This is a genomic window from Robertmurraya mangrovi (genome assembly GCF_034427655.1).
GTDB lineage: Bacteria > Bacillota > Bacilli > Bacillales > Cytobacillaceae > Robertmurraya_A > Robertmurraya_A mangrovi.
On the sequence record NZ_JAXOFX010000006.1, the window covers coordinates 1 to 15,856 of the forward strand.

Below are 15,856 nucleotides of genomic sequence, written 5' to 3' on the forward strand. Positions count from 1 at the left end.
TCCACTGCTTTCTTTTTAAAGGCAACATCATATGTAGTAACTTTCTTTTTCCCCATAAAAAAATCCCCCCATAGTAGACAGATTAGTGTGCTTTCTTTTTTCTGTCTACTATAAGGGGATCATATCATTTTGTAGGTAGCTGTTTTTTTATTAATTTGCACCATTCTCCATACATAATAGCAACGACTGCCTCCGCATCATGTTGCCAGAGATGATAAGGGGCACAAAGGAAGTCCTCTCCGTACAATTTCATCTGGTCAATCTTATACAGGTTTTGAACTTTTTTTAAACGGATAAAACCGTAATAATAGGCAAAATAGGTGACACCTTTTAGCGAACCTTCGATGCTTTCTAGCTCAATGAAATAAGGAACCATATCCTTTTCATCAGGAAGTCTGTTGATCTTTATTACATTTAAATGTCCAATCCCAGCAAACGATTGAAGATATTCGTTATAGGAAACCCTTTTGCGATAGTCTTTAGTAAAAAAGTTATAAGCAATTGGAAATGGCAATTTGGCCATCCCTACTGTTCCGCACCCACCCAACTGGTTTTGAGTAAGGTTTTCTGCCTCTCTTAAAATACTAAAATAGTTTAAAACCGTTTCATCAGGAGTTCGAGTTAATGTTGCAGGGAGTCTAATTTCATTGTAGTTTTTTTCATAAAAGGGATCAAAAAATTGGATGTTCTTGACAAGGGTATTTTTGATCGGGAGGCAGGAGGGACGAAAGTATTTTTCGGGATCTCTTGTATTTATTAACGAAGTTTGGGTTCGTTCAACTGGTTGTCCAAATGTTTGCGGTTCGTATTGAGCACCCATAACAAGAGTCAATTTTTTTCTGGGATAAAGATTGAACGTCTTGTCTATCCATTTTGTAATGGTTTTCAAATAGAATCACCCTTCAAGAATATTCTATTTTACCTTATTGGCTATTTTGTAAATGATTTTAAAAATAGCCATTCACTAAATATATTTCAAAACTAACTGATAGATTGCTAAACAAAATCCTAAAGTACTCGCCTTCATTTTTGATGGATGGTTTCTTTCACTACGAAACAAGTAAAAGAAAACTACGATAAATCCCATGGGAATCCATAGCTGAAAGACACCTTCTTTTGTACTTTGAGAATAGATTGGAGCAATATATGTGCTAATTAGAAAATAAAAGAAAAGTGTATAACGTCGTGTCTCTAGTCGTTTACTCCACCTAACTAATAAGATAATAATAATGATTGCAATGATGGTAATGTGTAATTGTGGTAGAACAATTGCACCGTCTCCAATTTTGAATTCCATCGATTACTTTCCTCCTTTACGCAATTTGTGGAAGCAACATTTACTATTTCTTATTTACCTAACAAATTTTTTCTCGTTATCTCCTATTATATGGCTTTTTAGAGGTAATTCCTACCATATATTTTTTACTCCTACTACCTTATTAATCTATAATCGACCCCAGGCTTATTGAACGATCACAGACTTAAATAGAAAAAGTGTTTATCCATATTTGAAGCATCACATCCATTACTATGCAAAGTAGGTGTGAACCACAGTAAAGAATAATAAAAGCCATTTTATTCCCCATTAAAAGTCCTCCTACTATCATCAAGAATATATTTCCTAATAATGGGAAGTTTATAAGAAGAAACAATAAATTCAAAAATCTTCTAAGCAGTAAAAAATAGACATATTCCAATAAATAATGAACGGAGGTAAAAGAGACTTGATTTTAACAAATCCAATAAACGTATCCGAAGTCGGAACACTATGGCAAACTTATCTAGAGAAAACTTTAATAATGAGATTTTTGGAATATTTTATAGAAAAGGCAGATGATACACAGGCAAGGAATATTTTAGGAGGATTATGGCAGGAATTGAATTTTTATGTTAAAGAAATGGAAGAGTTATTTGCCGAACAAGGAATGGTTAAGCCCATTGGATTTACATCAGAGGATGTTCATTTGGAAGCTCCAAAGTTATACGACAATGGTTTTGATATTATGTTTGTCCGTGTATTAAAAGAAGTAAGTATGGGACTTTACACCTTAAATATGAATATGACATATAATAAAAAAGTTATGTCCATTTACGAGGGACTTACAACCGTTACTCAAAAAATTTATAAACTCGCTACCTTTTATTTACTTGAAAAGGGGATTCTTTCCTTGCCTCCAAAGGTTACAATTCCGAAGAAGAATACTTTTATTAATTCTAAAAAGTATATGGAAGGCTTTAAGTTAATGGGTAATAAAAGAGCTTTAAATGATCTTGAAGTCGGTATTCTTCATCACAATATGGAAGCAAATAATATTGGTATGCAACTTATTACTGGTTTTGCACAATGTGCTCAAAACAAAGAGGTAAAACAATATTTTTTAAAAGGAAAAGAACTTGCCAAAAAACAGATTAAAATGATGGAAGAATTACTTTTAGAGGATGATATTCAACTGTCTGCAACCTCTGGGGCTACGGTAACTACATCAACAGTCCCACCTTTCTCTGATAAGTTAATGATGCATTGTATATACATACTTAATGGGTTTTCAATTGTAGGTGCTGGAACGGGTGCATTCTTCAGTTTAAGAAATGATCTAGCGATGAAATCAATGCTAATAGCAAAGGATATATACTTCTACTCACAAGAAGGGATTGAAATTAAGATTAAACACGGATGGTTTGAGGAACCACCTCAAACAGAGGACCGTTCTGAGATCATAAAAGGAAATGAATAAAGTAGTTTTTTATCGCAAAAATTAAACATAGTGTCGGTTATGCCGAACACTAATTTCAATGTGGGGGGCTAAAATTTGAATACAATTTCCAGGTTAATTAAAAGATTAATCACTTTATTGATTAAAGTAGAGTTCTTTATGGAAATGGTAAAACAAAGACTTAGCTCACTATCAAGAAATCAAATTTTAACATAAGCAACTAAAATTTGATCATATTCTTTTTCCACATTGTAAAACAGGTAAGCATAACTTGTGTTTACCTGTTAAAATTTACTCTGCGTTAGTCGATAAGAGCTGACGATTCAAAAAAAATGCCTTAAAATGAAAACCCGTATTGTATAAGTTGGTTTTCTTCCCCTAAATATTCTTCACTTCCGATTCTACTAACCTCCTTAAATCCTAATCTCTCAAGCATTTTTCTCGAACGAATATTTGCTTCATGGGTTTCTGCATTGAAAGTTGTAATCCCTAATTTGTTAGAAGCGAATTCCATCATTCGGATTGCTGATGTAAATCCAATCCCTTTTCCCCATAACTCACTCTCACCGATTGCAATACCTAATTCGCAGTTGTTATCTTTAATAAAGGCTAAATCTGCATATCCTATTAATTTCTCATTTAACTCTATCCCCATTCGGATAAAATCTTCAGCTGCATTGTTTACACTATTGAGCCACCATCTATATAACTCTTCTGGACTTCTATTAATCTCCCATCCATTGGCCGTACAAAAAGAGGCATCCTTACTCCATTTCAAGATAAATTCAAAATCATCTATGGTTATAGGTCTAATTTTTAGAGATTGGTTTATATCTTCTAATTTCACTTTACCATTCCTCCTAGCCCCTATTTTATTAAATCAAATACTTCGTTAATAATTCAATACTAAAAAGTATAAATGTTCCATCTTTATGTATGCATCCAACTCTAAAAATATTGAACATATATAAAAAGGTCCTTCCTGTTAATACAGAAGGACTTAGTCATTTACGATTAATGTTTTTTTCTAATTAATTCATCTCTATCGGATGCCATTGGAGGCTGCTCCAACCAACCATTTTTAATCATGATATTAGCTCCATCTTCAGAATACATCTGAACTTCTAGGGATAGCCTGTTATACATTGCGCTAATATCTCCTCTAGGGCTTTGACCAATAGCTGTACCATAATAACCAATGCTCAAAGAAATCAAACCACTTGTGTAGAACATCATCAGTTTATCAGAAAAAGTATGGGATGTACTATTTGTTATCTCTGAATCCCAACCCATTGGTGCTGGAAGTTTACTTTCTTCTAACTTATTTCTAAACAATTTAACATGTTTATTCCCAACTTCTAAACCCTTTAAAAAAAATTGTTTTACATCCTTATCCTTAGCAACCTGACTAAAGCCAGTAAGTGCAGCTACTCCCAGAGCATTTCTTTGTAGATTCGCAAATAAATGATCGACTTCGGCAGCAATTAGTGGTCTTTTTTCACCAAACACATCTAATATAAACCCTTGCTTTTTTACAAATTCAACCTCCTCTAAATTAGGGAGGTTAGGAGACCTGATAAACAATCCTTTAGACAATAGTAAATCAGTTGATTTATCATATAATTCCATCGTTTCTTTAAGGCAATCCATGTAATAGGATTTAATGTCACTTCTTACAGATGTCCCTACACTACCAGCATAGGTTGTAAGTCCAACTCTAGACATTTGGTGTATAAAATTTAGTACAAAACTGTCAGAAAAAAGTCTTGGAGCATTTAAATTCACATCTTCTTTAATGCTAAAACCATATGGAACAACATTTTTTTCCTCTGTTAGTATGGCTGTAATCTTTTGAATATGTGACTTTGATAATTCTAAAGCAAATTCAATTATAGGCTTAATCTCCATATCCTCAACTTTTTCTAGAAAATATGTAAGAACACACATGCTAGAGCTATCATTTAAGTATTGAGCCCAAAGTTGACCAACCTCACCCGCTGTTAGCCTAATCTGTTTCTCCATCTCACCCATTAGTAACCTCCAAGAAAATTATACTAAGTATACCTTCCCCAGATTTTACCTACAGTATGTATTAGTTATCTAATAACCATCCTATTATTTAAAAAATTTAAAGTACCAGAAAACCGCTATTTCATTTGCTGTCGAAAAGAATTTCTATTTCAAAAACATCTCTAAACCCTACCCTACCTCTAGCAGATATTTTCAACGCACGGGTTAAAGGCATACGTTCAACCCAATGGTTTTCAAGTGCAAATAAAAGAATCGAATGTCCAAGCGCGCCAGCTAAATGAAATCTTCTTTCGCTCCAGTCTAAGCACTTACAAGAAAAAGTTCTCCGTTTTTTTCTAACTTCTTTAATGTTTATCCCTAGTTTTGAGAGATACCTTTCTCCATTTTCAGTTAAATCAAATGAATTTTCTTTTTCAATGATAAAATTGTTTTTTAATAAAAAATTCGTTATTTCAACACCAAGCGTACCCGCCAAGTGATCATAGCATGTTCTAGCAAGATGGATTTCTTTGGATCTAGCTACTTCCCTAAATGAATTAGGTTTCCTGTCCGGTGTCATACACAAAAGAGATTCTAGTACCCTAGCAACCTCACCATTAGCCATAGAGAGGTACTTATGCCTTCCTAGCTTTTCAGATAGGACTATGCCCTTTTCAATCATTTTTGTTAGGTGAAAACTCGCTGTTTGAGGGGTGATTTTTGAAACCATTGCTAATTCAGAAACCGTATACTTTCTGCCATCCAATAAAGTTAATAACATGGCCGAACGAGATTCCTCGCTAATCATAGAAGCTACTTCAGAAACGATAGGATCAAAATTCATATTTTCTATTCCTCCTAATGTAATCCATACTTCGATGATAATCTTCGTTTTTTACCATTACAATAAAATTATCCATTTATAGGAGGAATTTTATTGAACGCAATTGACTTGTTTTTATTAGATTTTAAAGAAAGTAGACGTCGTTTTATCATGACAGCCACTGCCTTTCCGAGTGAATTCTTTACATGGAAACCAGACAAAGATGCCTTATCTGTCGGTGAGACCATCCGTCATGTGTTACTCCATGATTTTTCTTGGTTGAAAATATTTGAAGAAAATCGATTACCAACAGCAGAAGAAACCGATCATTTATGGGCGGAACCGTATACGAATCTCCAAGATGAAATCATTCGCTCAAACATATACCATGACCAATTCATTACCTATGTATCTTCCCTACAGACGAATGACCTTGATTCGAAATACATACAATGGCCACATAAACCAATTAGAAGAACATTAGGTGATGCATTAGAACGTAAATCCTATCACGACGCCGTTCATACCGGTCAGTTATTGCAATATTTACGAATGTTAAATATTGAACGCCCTATGATTTGGGATTAAAAATAAAATGATGGTGAAAGGAAGTTATGCTCCCTCCTTTCACCATCACAATTATTAAATCAAATATTTTTATCATCTGATGTAGGTTATCACCATAAATCGTTATCAACATATTTTACCAAACCCTTAATTTCTAATTTGATAACACAAAATATGCCCATCGATAGTTCCCGCAACGATTTTGTTATCCCTTACATCTATTGAAAGTACCATTGTGTTCGAGCCCTCTATTTCCACAGATATTAGGTCTATTAGCTCACCTGTTTTTGAAGATAGAATACCTAATTGACCATCATCTGTAGAGAATATAATTAAATTGTAAGCCTTCACTTCGCACATGGAAAGAATTTGACCAGTCACTCGTGTAACCCACAAATTTTCTCCATTAAAGCTGTCCATTCTTGAAATGTAATGGCAGTCCTCTATACTTCCACCTAATGGATACACTTTAGCAGCTATAATGAAGGCTGGACCATCCTCATCTTCTAAAAGAAAACTCTCATCAACCCTCAAGAATAGTTCAGCCTTTTCACGATTTTGTATTTGTGGTGGCACGGTTACCGTTACAAGTTCCTTTTGCTCAAACGTGACAGAGTCAAGCTCCCATATTTGATAGCTAGTATTACCTCTCTTCTTTTCAGAGGTTAAAAAATAAAAATGGCTTTTACCATTAGCTCTCAAATAGCCGATTGGTTTATTTGCATCCCACTCCTGTAAAATGGTATGGTCACCGTTCATCAATATATCTTTATCCCTACCAAAGGTTGAATCATAGACACTTTTTAACAAAACATTATTCTCTTTATTCATCGTTACAACAGTTGGTCGTTGTAACGATGTTTGATGAAGAGGCTGAAGTGTTTTTGTATCAAAGCTAATTAAATAATAATCTGGCACTTCAAATTTAAATTCGGGATGTAATTTGACCGCTTCCGTGTTAACAAAGATTGTTTTTTCATCACTTGAAAAGAGTATTTGTACACCACGTGCATACAAAGTATGAGCACACTCTCGTTGTCCATCCTTCCATTTTTCAAGAAAATGACATTCTCCTGATGATAAGATTTCCGTTTCGCTCAACGACTTTACTGCCCAAATGTTAGTACGAAATTCGTAATTAGGTTGAAGCTCTTTTAATCTAGCAATTGTTTCTTCTTTTATCATTTTGTTTCTTTGCATCGTTCTTGGTTGAATTTTAAACTCTCTTGTTGCAACTAGAGGTAGTTTACTTAATTTTATTGTACGATGAATATGATTCGTTTTGTGAATATAATAAAGTCCAACCTCTCGTTTCTCCTGATCATCTCTTGGACTCAATGTAAAAACAATCGTATCCCCATGATCATCGAACCGCGCAGAAACAACTTCTCTGTTTTCTTCAAAAACTCTGTTCGTCGTATTTGTTTCGTAATTCCAAATTAAAAGCTCACCTTCATATAAATAACCTCCATCATAAGACCCTGTTGCGATGGCAACGATTGGTTTTGATGGATGGAAGGATACTTCGTTTATTTCATATTTTGTATCTAAAGTGGCAATTCTTTTACCTGTATCAACTTGATTAATTGTTACTCGATGTTTCAATAACACCGAAGACGAACTTCCATTTCCAATGTTCTTTACTTCCCAACCATAAAGGTCAAATATGCTGGTAATTGAAATAAGCTCTTTATTTTCACAAAAATAACTTCCTGTCATACGTCCATTTCCAGGAAAAGGAGTGGACCCTATTATTTGCTCTAATTGAATGTTCACCCTTGCTCTCCTTATTATTTTTTCCTTCCGAATGATTATGGAGATGAATCTTTGTAGATAACAACTCTACTTTTTGATGTTCTGTTTATAACATCCTAACTAATTTGCCATTAATGATCTTCGATTTGTTCATAGATGGTTCATTTTGTATCCATATGGAGTACCGAAAAATCGGTCTTCCCCCTTTTACATGAATTATAACAAATATTTCCATGAACATTGTGATTATTTGATTTTCTTTTAAGCTATCAAACCATCACCCACTTTATTAAAGTTGCATTGTAATTTAACTAAATGGGAACCAGGAATTGACCGTTAGTTATATAAGATAAATGCATTTATTGCGAATTAACATAGGAGGGTTCAATATTTTTTTGTAACTATCTACGATATTTAACGTCCAAATAATTGAGGTGAAATAATGAATAGGAAGTTAATGATTAGGATGGTTTCACTTGGATTGATCATATGTATGGGTTATTTGATTTTTAACTTGTTTGTGCCACAATCCCCTATAAAATCGATATCAAATACAGAAGTATTAACAAAAGCAATATTTTCAGACAAAGTGTTAACTCCTCTTGGAGACGAAGGAGAATATACTTATTACATCACTAAACATGAAAATGGAGCTTTTAAGCAAAAAGTGATTGATTTCATGATGAGTAAAGATTATTCATTCTTAACTCAAGAGGGATCGGGTTTATTTTTTGAAAAAGAAGATAAAGAGGTTGTACTTACTACTCAAATGTGGACTAGAAAATATGTGATATTGAAGGTTCCAAACATAGATTGATAACGAAAGAGAAGTTGAAGAAACTTTTACCTTACAAGGCAAACTGGCATAAGCCTAGGTTTCTTTGAGCAAAGTGATGGAATTTCTTTAGGAGAACTGGACAAATCATATGTTTTGTGATAAATTATCACAAGAAAATTGAAAAACTACATATTTTTAAATCGATGAAGAGGAGAGTAGTTTTTGCTATACTCTATAGCGATCCGGGGACGGTGGAAGCCTGGAGATGATGCAAGTATGAAAAACACCTCTGAGTTCTAACCGAAAGAGATATCTTAAGTAGGCTTAGACGTTACCAGAACGTTATTTACTGGGGTAAGCAATATTAAAGTTGGTCATAGTATGACAATTTGGGTGGTACCGCGGAAGTTAGTCTTTCGTCCCTTTCTTTGGGGATAGAAGGCTTTTTTTATTGCAAAAAATACTGTATGGAGGCAAATGATGATTAAAACCGTAGTAAAAGATTTATACAGAAATCAAGAAAAATTCACAGACCAAACTGTTCAAATTTCAGGCTGGATCCGTACTTTACGCGATTCCAAAACAATTGGCTTTATGGAGCTAAACGATGGATCATTTTTCAAAAGTGTACAAGTGGTTTTTGAAGATACTTTAGATAACTTCAAAGAAATTACGAAGTTACCTATTAGCTCTTCTGTGTTAATAGAAGGTGAATTTGTACCAACTCCTGAAATGAAACAGCCTTTTGAAATTAAAGCGACAAAGATTGTTGTTGAAGGATTATCGGACACAGATTTTCCGTTACAAAAAAAGAGACATTCTCTTGAATATTTAAGAACAATCTCTCATTTACGTCCGAGAGCCAATACCTTCTCAGCCGTTTTCAGAGTAAGATCTCTTGCATCTTATGCTTTACATAAATTCTTTCAGGAAAAAGGATTTGTATATGTTCATACACCGATTATTACCGGAAGCGATACAGAAGGCGCCGGGGAAATGTTCCGTGTAACATCAATGAATATGAACGAGATTCCAAAAACTGAAGATGGAAAAGTGGATGACAGTGCAGACTTCTTCGGCAAAGAAACCAACTTAACCGTTAGCGGTCAATTAAATGCGGAAAGCTTTGCACTTGCCTTCCGTAATGTGTATACCTTTGGACCTACCTTTAGAGCAGAAAATTCTAATACGGCAAGACATGCGGCAGAATTCTGGATGATCGAGCCGGAAGTTGCTTTTGCAGAATTACCGGATATCATGGACCTCGGAGAAGAAATGGTCAAGTATGTGATTAATTACGTTCTTGAACAAGCGCCTGAGGAAATGGAATTCTTTAATAGCTTTGTTGATAAGACACTTATTGAAAGATTGAAGAATGCATTAGAATCCGATTTTGGAAGAGTCACTTATACGGAAGCTGTTGAATTATTAATGAACTCCACTAAGGAATTTGAATACCCTGTTGAATGGGGAACGGATTTGCAAACGGAGCATGAACGTTACTTAAGTGAGGAAATTTACAAGCGTCCTGTCTTTGTAACCGACTATCCGAAAGAAATTAAGGCATTCTATATGAGAGCGAACGAGGATGGCAAGACCGTAGCTGCGACTGACCTTTTAGTTCCAGGTATTGGCGAGTTAATCGGAGGAAGCCAACGTGAGGAAAGAGAAGAAGTCCTTGCAGATAGAATTAAAGAACTTGGTATGAATGAAGAAGATTACTGGTGGTATCTAGAGTTGAGAAAATACGGTGGGACAAAGCATTCAGGCTATGGAATTGGGTTTGAACGTCTACTCATGTATTTAACTGGAATGAAGAATATCCGCGATGTAATCCCATTCCCTCGTACACCAGGAAATGCAGATTTTTAATTAAATAGGTGAAAAAAATGAACAATAGAGTGCAATGGCACTCTATTGTTTTTCATTAAGCTTAATTATTTTGATGAACCAGGTCTCCTGAATTTTATCTTCTAGCGATCATCTCGATTTCAACCTGTGCACCTAGAGGTAGGGATAACACACCTATCGTTGTGCGAGCTGGAAATGGCTCAGAAAATTGATTGGAATACACTTCATTCATTGCTGTGAAATGATTCATATCCGTTAAAAATACATTTACTTTTACCACATGATCAGGAGTTAATCCTGCTGCTTCCAATACCTCAAAAAGATTCTTAAAACATTGATTGGTCTGTTCAACAATATCCCCTTCTACAAGCTTTCCAGTCTGTGAGTCTACTGGGGTTTGTCCAGATAAAAATATTAAATCACCTGATTCAATGGCATGTGAATAAGGACCAACAGAAACAGCTCCAGAGGAACTGAAAGCCTTTCTTGACATATACAATTCCTCCTTTAGTATTAGAAAAAATAAATATAAATGGAAATTCTACGGGTATGTATTACCCATTTCTATAAGAATCCCTTCCTTATCAATCCTTTTATGAATGTAAGGAATATAGCTTAATTTCTTGTATTTTTCCCTCCAAATGATATTTAAGAAATTAGTTGATTCTTTAAGAAAATAGTCAGGAGAAAAGTTTTCATAACGATAACATTCGTTTGGGTATGTTTCACCAAACCCATATAATTCAAGAATATCTTGTTCGATTGCAATTCCACCGATTTTAAATTCATAAACGGAATACAAATCTATAAGAAAACTTGTAAACCCTGAAAATTCTTCTTTTTTTATACCTATTTGGTCCCATCCTGGTTCATCAAAGTCATCTCCGGAAAACCAAAAATCAACCAATAGTGCATTTGATGAGACCATTTCTATTTGTAATATTGCCTTTCGTTTCTTTAATACATTGACATATAATCTTAATCTTAATGAATGTATTTTTATGGATTGGGGGTCTTCTTCATCATAGGGATAACCCTTATCAAAAAAATCAATAATTTCATCCAAGTTTTTATCAACGATTTCAACTTTATTAGTGACCTTAGATAAATTTCTTATTATATCTTGTATTGTTTTCCTTTTTTCTTCTTTAAGTTCCAACAAAAAACTGACTTCAAGGAAAGGGCCACCTTCTAACCATCGGGACCACTCCATGTATAATTCCTCCTAGATCTTTGATTCAATACAAATTTATCATAAGAATGAAAATAACTTTTCATTCCTTACCTCACTAAACTTAATTAGGTCAACATCGAAAGCTTTTTTTTCTGTAAAAATATTACGCTAATAAATTGATATTATACCGGGCAATAGTAATTTATCAGCTCCATCAGTCGATCAGAATTCTCTTCTGACACATTTTCTGATAATCTTGCTGCCGCAATGATTGGAGCCCATTGAAAAACTTCTGACCTTAAAATCCCACTCTTTTCGCAATAAAGTCTTAGGTACATTTCAGCTAATTCAGTTGAATATCCAGAATACAGTAGATAGGTCCGATAAATATCAGCTCGAATATCACCTGTACTAGAATCCACCCAGTCGATGACCACCACTTGGTTATCTGTCTCAATCAAATTAAATAAATGAAAGTCACCGTGACAGAGCTTACCCTCGTATGTGAATGATTCCAATTTTTTTAGCAAAATTGACTTTTGTCTACTATCTAATTGATCCACACTTTCAATTTGTCGGTATATTTTCTCATCCATTCTTTCAATTGCATTTGGGATAATGCTATGAATCTCTTGTTGAAGATTGACCGAAATATTCAAGTAATATTCAGCTTGTTCTTTATCTTTGAACAATAAATCACCTAATGTCTCTCCCTTAACATACTCCATGATAATCGCTTGATTTCCCTCTATCTTAGTAACACCGAAAATCTTAGGTACAGGAAGTCCACATGAATAGGCATATTTTTGTTTATTTGCTTCTTTTTCAGCCTCTTTATCTGGTAAAAAATCGTTAAAAACTTTTACTATTTTATCGTCGCAAAGGTAAATGTTTGCCGTGTTTCCACTAGCTATCGGATGACCTAAACTCATGAGGCTCTCTCCCTCTTTCATTTCTTCATGTTAAGTTAATGCCCTTTACCACCAATCTATTTATTTTAATTAGCTCCACGCTTTAGAATCTTCTCCTCAACATATTGTTTAAATCTCTCCTCGGCTTCAGAACGTAGTTTGACGGTAAAAAGGAAAGTTTCAATATGATCTCCTTCTTCCTCTGAGTAAAACTCATAAAAAATGTCCCACATTCCTTGGTCATTTTTAAACCCAATTGCCTCTAAATACTCCTCCGTATCTTCATCGTAATAGCCTATATGCCAATGACGGCCCTTTAGATGTTCCTGTATTTCTTGGCCATACGGTTCAAACAATGTTTCTATATTGATTAACTCCATCTCTGGAGAAAGCCGATCACTTTGAATGGGGATAGGCTCAGGAAGTTCTTCATTGTCATATAAGATCCCTGCCAAAGAGTATGCTAAATCCTTTTCTGCATTTTTTATCGCTTTTCGTTTTGTTTTTGCTTTTGATAAAGGGAATTCCCAGCCAGATTCAGGAAAAAGAGTAGGGAAATAAACACAAAACATTCCTTCATCGTCTTGTTGAACGAAGGCTGGATAAACCAGTTTTCCGAAACTTTTCATTGTCCCCACATCCTTTTCAATAAAGTTAATTTAAAATAAAACCAGAAAGAAGCAATCACTCTTTCTGAACAATCTCCCCCATTAGGTTAAAAACTCTAAAATTGACTCCCTTCACAACCACACTCATATTCCTTAAATTTATATTCTTTATATAGTACAAAATTTTTAAAATCACTTGTCTCTGATTCATAAACTTTTATTACAGGGGCAACATCAACCTTTGCCAAATCCCTTATTTGTGTATCAAAATCCCTAGATGAATCTAATTGATATTCGTTCATATCTAAATAAATTTTATTGTGTTCACACACCTCGTACGTAACAGCAATATAATATTTTTTCATCATTCTATCCCTCCTTTAATTTTAAGTTACCCTAATTCTACCCATCCTTTTAGAACTAATCTTTAGATCAATAAAAAAGGAGCGATCTATTTTAGAAATCTAGTAAGTTACCAATTATTTAAACGCACATTGCATGACTTATTAAAACTTCAATTTAAGAAGAAGCATTTCATTTATGATATTCAATTAACCAACAATCTTCATATTTCCCCTCATGAAGCTCACGACTTGGTAGTAATTTTACTTTTTTAAACCCACATTTCTCATAACATTTTATTGCTCTCGTATTTCTTACTTGAGGGTCCATAACGATCCGGTCTGCCTTTTTATGTTCGATTAAATAATTAATCATTGATTTAACAAGTAATGTTCCAATCCCTTTGTTCCAATACTCTGTTTCTCCAATAAATTGATCTGTTCCATAAACCATTTCGTTTAAATATCCATATTCTTTTTTCGTTTCGTCATCTAATGGATAGAAATGAATATAGCCAATTTCGTTCCCTTCAAACTCTACCATACATTTAACTTCATCATCTTCAGCAGCATAAAAAACTTCATTCACTTTGTTAATATCAAAAGGATTATCCCTACCTTCATAAAACTCAAGAACTGACGGGTCTGATAGCCATTTTGCTAACAGAACATTATCTTCTTTTTCTAATTTACGAACTAATATATTCTCATTATGAAACAACATCATAATTTCTCCCTTCACGAATGTATTCCAAAATAAATAAATGCCCTTACAAGATGCATGGGCATTTTCATTTAGTTAACTAACTGGTAGGAAAACGGTAATCTCAGTCCCTTTTCCAACCTCACTAACAATATCCATTTTTCCCCCATGAGCTTCAATAATTTTTAATGTAGTTAACATTCCAAGTCCTGTTCCTTTTTCCTTGGTTGTATAAAATGGTAATCCTACATTGCTTAAAAACTCATCTGGGATCCCACACCCCTCATCAACGATTTGAATGGAAATTTCGTGTTCGGATGTTTGGTCAATATGAATGTTCAACTCTCCTCCATTTGGCATGGATTCAATTGCATTTTTCACTACATTTATTAATACCTGTTTTATTTGATTGCTAATACAACGAATAATTGGATGTATTTCGTCCTTGACAATAATATTTACATTATTCATTAAAGCTTGTGAATTAAGTAAGGTAACAACTTGCATCAAAATACTATGTATATCCTCATCCTTAAAATTATGAGCTTGTGGTTTTGCATGCAGTAATAGTTCACTCGTGATAGATTCAATCCTTGAAATTTCATCGGTCATTATATCAAAATATTGAGGTAAACTATTTACAGAGCCTCTTAATAACTGCATGAACCCTTTAAGAGAAGTCAATGGGTTTCTAATTTCATGAGCAATAGAAGCAGACAATTCTCCCACTACTGTCAATTTTTCCGAGCGAATGAGCATTTCATCAGACTCTTTCTGCCTACTCAGATTCTTAGCAATCCCATATACACCAACAATCTCTTTATCTACAACTATTGGTATATTAGTCACACTTACGGGAACATGTTTTCCACTTTTATGTAATGCAACTGTTTCATATGTTTGAGTTAACCCTGTTGCCGCAATATTAAAATATTGATTCGTTTGTTCTATATGTTTTTCCTCTACTAATGGCACATAAGACAGGTTTAAGAATTCGTTTGATGTATAACCTAGTAAATCCTCCATCGCGGAATTCACACTTAAATATTTACCATCAAGGTCAAAGGAAAAGACTGCATCTGGATGATTTTCGAACAGTGATTTATAATGTTGTTCGTTTTTTAATACCAGTTGTTTTCTAGCTGTGATATCTTGAAAAAAAACGGAGAGTCCGTTCTGCGAAGGGTATGCTCTAACATCAAACCATGTTTTTAAAGGGGGAAAATAGGTATCAAATGTTACCGAAACTTGCTCGGACATAGCCTTATGATACATTTTGTAGAAGATTAATTCTACTGCTTCCGGGAATTCAATCCATATATTCTTACCAATTAAATCTTCCCGACTCCGAAATAATAGATTAGAAGCCGCATTATTTATATAAGTAAAATTCCAGTCATTATCAATTGAAAAAAAACCATCTGTAATTCTTTCAAGTATTTCCGCTGCATTTAGTTCACAAGTCATTATATTTCTCCCTAATATCAATCCATTTTATAAGTTATCTCGATTTTTTCAAATATTTCAACAATTGTCAACCTCTACCCTTTCTAATAACCTCCTTCTTTCATTAACTTGGTTCGTTAGTTGATAAAGAAAAAAGAGCTGTCGATCTCCACGT

Annotated in this window: 17 protein-coding genes and 1 other annotated feature; of the genes, 4 read left to right on the plus strand and 13 right to left on the minus strand. The window is 34.1% G+C overall.

Annotation, left to right across the window (positions count from 1 at the left end; genetic code table 11):
* Nucleotides 1-124 precede the first annotated feature (124 nt).
* Both SM124_RS10730 and SM124_RS10735 read right to left on the minus strand, forming a co-directional pair.
* On the minus strand, nucleotides 125-889 hold the full coding sequence (locus tag SM124_RS10730; RefSeq protein WP_322446530.1) for a hypothetical protein: 765 nt from the start codon (nucleotides 887-889) through the stop codon (nucleotides 125-127).
* A 75-nt stretch (nucleotides 890-964) separates the two neighbouring features.
* A complete protein-coding gene (locus SM124_RS10735; protein ID WP_322446531.1) occupies nucleotides 965-1,297 on the minus strand; it encodes a hypothetical protein in 333 nt (110 codons plus the stop codon).
* 427 nt (nucleotides 1,298-1,724) lie between these two features.
* Between SM124_RS10735 and SM124_RS10740 the strand changes: the two genes are divergently transcribed.
* Entirely contained in the window at nucleotides 1,725-2,735 is a 1,011-nt protein-coding gene (locus tag SM124_RS10740) for a DUF3231 family protein (protein WP_322446532.1), read from the plus strand.
* A gap of 316 nt (nucleotides 2,736-3,051) precedes the next feature.
* Here SM124_RS10740 and SM124_RS10745 read toward each other — a convergent pair whose 3' ends face one another.
* From SM124_RS10745 to SM124_RS10755, 3 genes are all read right to left on the minus strand, one after another.
* Nucleotides 3,052-3,561, minus strand: a complete 510-nt coding sequence (locus SM124_RS10745; protein ID WP_322446533.1) for a GNAT family N-acetyltransferase — start codon at nucleotides 3,559-3,561, stop codon at nucleotides 3,052-3,054.
* Nucleotides 3,562-3,728: 167 nt separating this feature from the next.
* The gene (locus SM124_RS10750) at nucleotides 3,729-4,745 is read right to left on the minus strand and encodes a DUF3231 family protein (RefSeq protein ID WP_322446534.1); all 1,017 of its coding nucleotides are present in this window, start codon (nucleotides 4,743-4,745) and stop codon (nucleotides 3,729-3,731) included.
* A 121-nt stretch (nucleotides 4,746-4,866) separates the two neighbouring features.
* Complete coding sequence (locus SM124_RS10755; RefSeq protein ID WP_322446535.1) at nucleotides 4,867-5,568, minus strand: ArsR/SmtB family transcription factor; 702 nt, start codon at nucleotides 5,566-5,568, stop codon at nucleotides 4,867-4,869.
* 93 nt (nucleotides 5,569-5,661) lie between these two features.
* On the opposite strand from SM124_RS10755, the gene SM124_RS10760 reads away from it, so the two are divergent.
* Nucleotides 5,662-6,135 (plus strand): DinB family protein, encoded by a 474-nt coding sequence (locus SM124_RS10760; protein ID WP_322446536.1) that lies wholly within the window; start codon nucleotides 5,662-5,664, stop codon nucleotides 6,133-6,135.
* 126 nt (nucleotides 6,136-6,261) lie between these two features.
* On the opposite strand, the gene SM124_RS10765 is transcribed toward SM124_RS10760, so the two are convergent.
* The gene (locus tag SM124_RS10765) at nucleotides 6,262-7,890 is read right to left on the minus strand and encodes a hypothetical protein (protein WP_322446537.1); all 1,629 of its coding nucleotides are present in this window, start codon (nucleotides 7,888-7,890) and stop codon (nucleotides 6,262-6,264) included.
* 421 nt (nucleotides 7,891-8,311) lie between these two features.
* Between SM124_RS10765 and SM124_RS10770 the strand changes: the two genes are divergently transcribed.
* Together SM124_RS10770 and asnS are read left to right on the plus strand one after the other, a co-directional pair.
* Nucleotides 8,312-8,686, plus strand: coding sequence for a hypothetical protein (locus SM124_RS10770; RefSeq protein ID WP_322446538.1), 375 nt, complete (start codon nucleotides 8,312-8,314; stop codon nucleotides 8,684-8,686).
* Between the two features lie 155 nt (nucleotides 8,687-8,841).
* Nucleotides 8,842-9,074 (plus strand) — a binding site (T-box leader).
* A 53-nt stretch (nucleotides 9,075-9,127) separates the two neighbouring features.
* Complete coding sequence (gene asnS, locus SM124_RS10775) at nucleotides 9,128-10,519, plus strand: asparagine--tRNA ligase (RefSeq protein WP_322446539.1); 1,392 nt, start codon at nucleotides 9,128-9,130, stop codon at nucleotides 10,517-10,519.
* Between the two features lie 94 nt (nucleotides 10,520-10,613).
* On the opposite strand, the gene SM124_RS10780 is transcribed toward asnS, so the two are convergent.
* The 7 genes from SM124_RS10780 to SM124_RS10810 all read right to left on the minus strand — a co-directional run bounded on the left by SM124_RS10780 (nucleotide 10,614) and on the right by SM124_RS10810 (nucleotide 15,702).
* A complete protein-coding gene (locus SM124_RS10780; RefSeq protein ID WP_322446540.1) occupies nucleotides 10,614-10,991 on the minus strand; it encodes a RidA family protein in 378 nt (125 codons plus the stop codon).
* Between the two features lie 48 nt (nucleotides 10,992-11,039).
* Nucleotides 11,040-11,660: a hypothetical protein gene (locus SM124_RS10785; RefSeq protein WP_322446541.1), complete on the minus strand. Its 621-nt coding sequence runs from the start codon at nucleotides 11,658-11,660 to the stop codon at nucleotides 11,040-11,042.
* A 194-nt stretch (nucleotides 11,661-11,854) separates the two neighbouring features.
* Nucleotides 11,855-12,604 carry an aminoglycoside phosphotransferase family protein gene (locus SM124_RS10790; RefSeq protein WP_322446542.1) on the minus strand — a complete coding sequence of 250 codons (750 nt, stop codon included), beginning with the start codon at nucleotides 12,602-12,604 and terminating at the stop codon, nucleotides 11,855-11,857.
* 65 nt (nucleotides 12,605-12,669) lie between these two features.
* Nucleotides 12,670-13,212, minus strand: coding sequence for a type II toxin-antitoxin system HicB family antitoxin (locus SM124_RS10795; RefSeq protein WP_322446543.1), 543 nt, complete (start codon nucleotides 13,210-13,212; stop codon nucleotides 12,670-12,672).
* A gap of 95 nt (nucleotides 13,213-13,307) precedes the next feature.
* Nucleotides 13,308-13,559 carry a hypothetical protein gene (locus SM124_RS10800; protein WP_322446544.1) on the minus strand — a complete coding sequence of 84 codons (252 nt, stop codon included), beginning with the start codon at nucleotides 13,557-13,559 and terminating at the stop codon, nucleotides 13,308-13,310.
* 166 nt (nucleotides 13,560-13,725) lie between these two features.
* The gene (locus tag SM124_RS10805; RefSeq protein ID WP_322446741.1) at nucleotides 13,726-14,256 is read right to left on the minus strand and encodes a GNAT family N-acetyltransferase; all 531 of its coding nucleotides are present in this window, start codon (nucleotides 14,254-14,256) and stop codon (nucleotides 13,726-13,728) included.
* 75 nt (nucleotides 14,257-14,331) lie between these two features.
* Nucleotides 14,332-15,702, minus strand: coding sequence for a PAS domain S-box protein (locus tag SM124_RS10810; RefSeq protein ID WP_322446545.1), 1,371 nt, complete (start codon nucleotides 15,700-15,702; stop codon nucleotides 14,332-14,334).
* Nucleotides 15,703-15,856 lie beyond the last annotated feature (154 nt).

Coding starts and splice junctions, on each gene's coding strand:
- SM124_RS10780 (WP_322446540.1), bottom strand. CDS start 10,991: ATGTCAAGAAAGGCTTTCAGTTCCTCTGGAGCTGTTTCTGTTGGTCCT.
- SM124_RS10810 (WP_322446545.1), bottom strand. CDS start 15,702: ATGACTTGTGAACTAAATGCAGCGGAAATACTTGAAAGAATTACAGAT.
- SM124_RS10750 (WP_322446534.1), bottom strand. CDS start 4,745: ATGGGTGAGATGGAGAAACAGATTAGGCTAACAGCGGGTGAGGTTGGT.
- asnS (WP_322446539.1), top strand. CDS start 9,128: ATGATTAAAACCGTAGTAAAAGATTTATACAGAAATCAAGAAAAATTC.
- SM124_RS10795 (WP_322446543.1), bottom strand. CDS start 13,212: ATGAAAAGTTTCGGAAAACTGGTTTATCCAGCCTTCGTTCAACAAGAC.
- SM124_RS10755 (WP_322446535.1), bottom strand. CDS start 5,568: ATGAATTTTGATCCTATCGTTTCTGAAGTAGCTTCTATGATTAGCGAG.
- SM124_RS10805 (WP_322446741.1), bottom strand. CDS start 14,256: ATGTTGTTTCATAATGAGAATATATTAGTTCGTAAATTAGAAAAAGAA.
- SM124_RS10735 (WP_322446531.1), bottom strand. CDS start 1,297: ATGGAATTCAAAATTGGAGACGGTGCAATTGTTCTACCACAATTACAC.
- SM124_RS10790 (WP_322446542.1), bottom strand. CDS start 12,604: ATGAGTTTAGGTCATCCGATAGCTAGTGGAAACACGGCAAACATTTAC.
- SM124_RS10800 (WP_322446544.1), bottom strand. CDS start 13,559: ATGATGAAAAAATATTATATTGCTGTTACGTACGAGGTGTGTGAACAC.
- SM124_RS10770 (WP_322446538.1), top strand. CDS start 8,312: ATGAATAGGAAGTTAATGATTAGGATGGTTTCACTTGGATTGATCATA.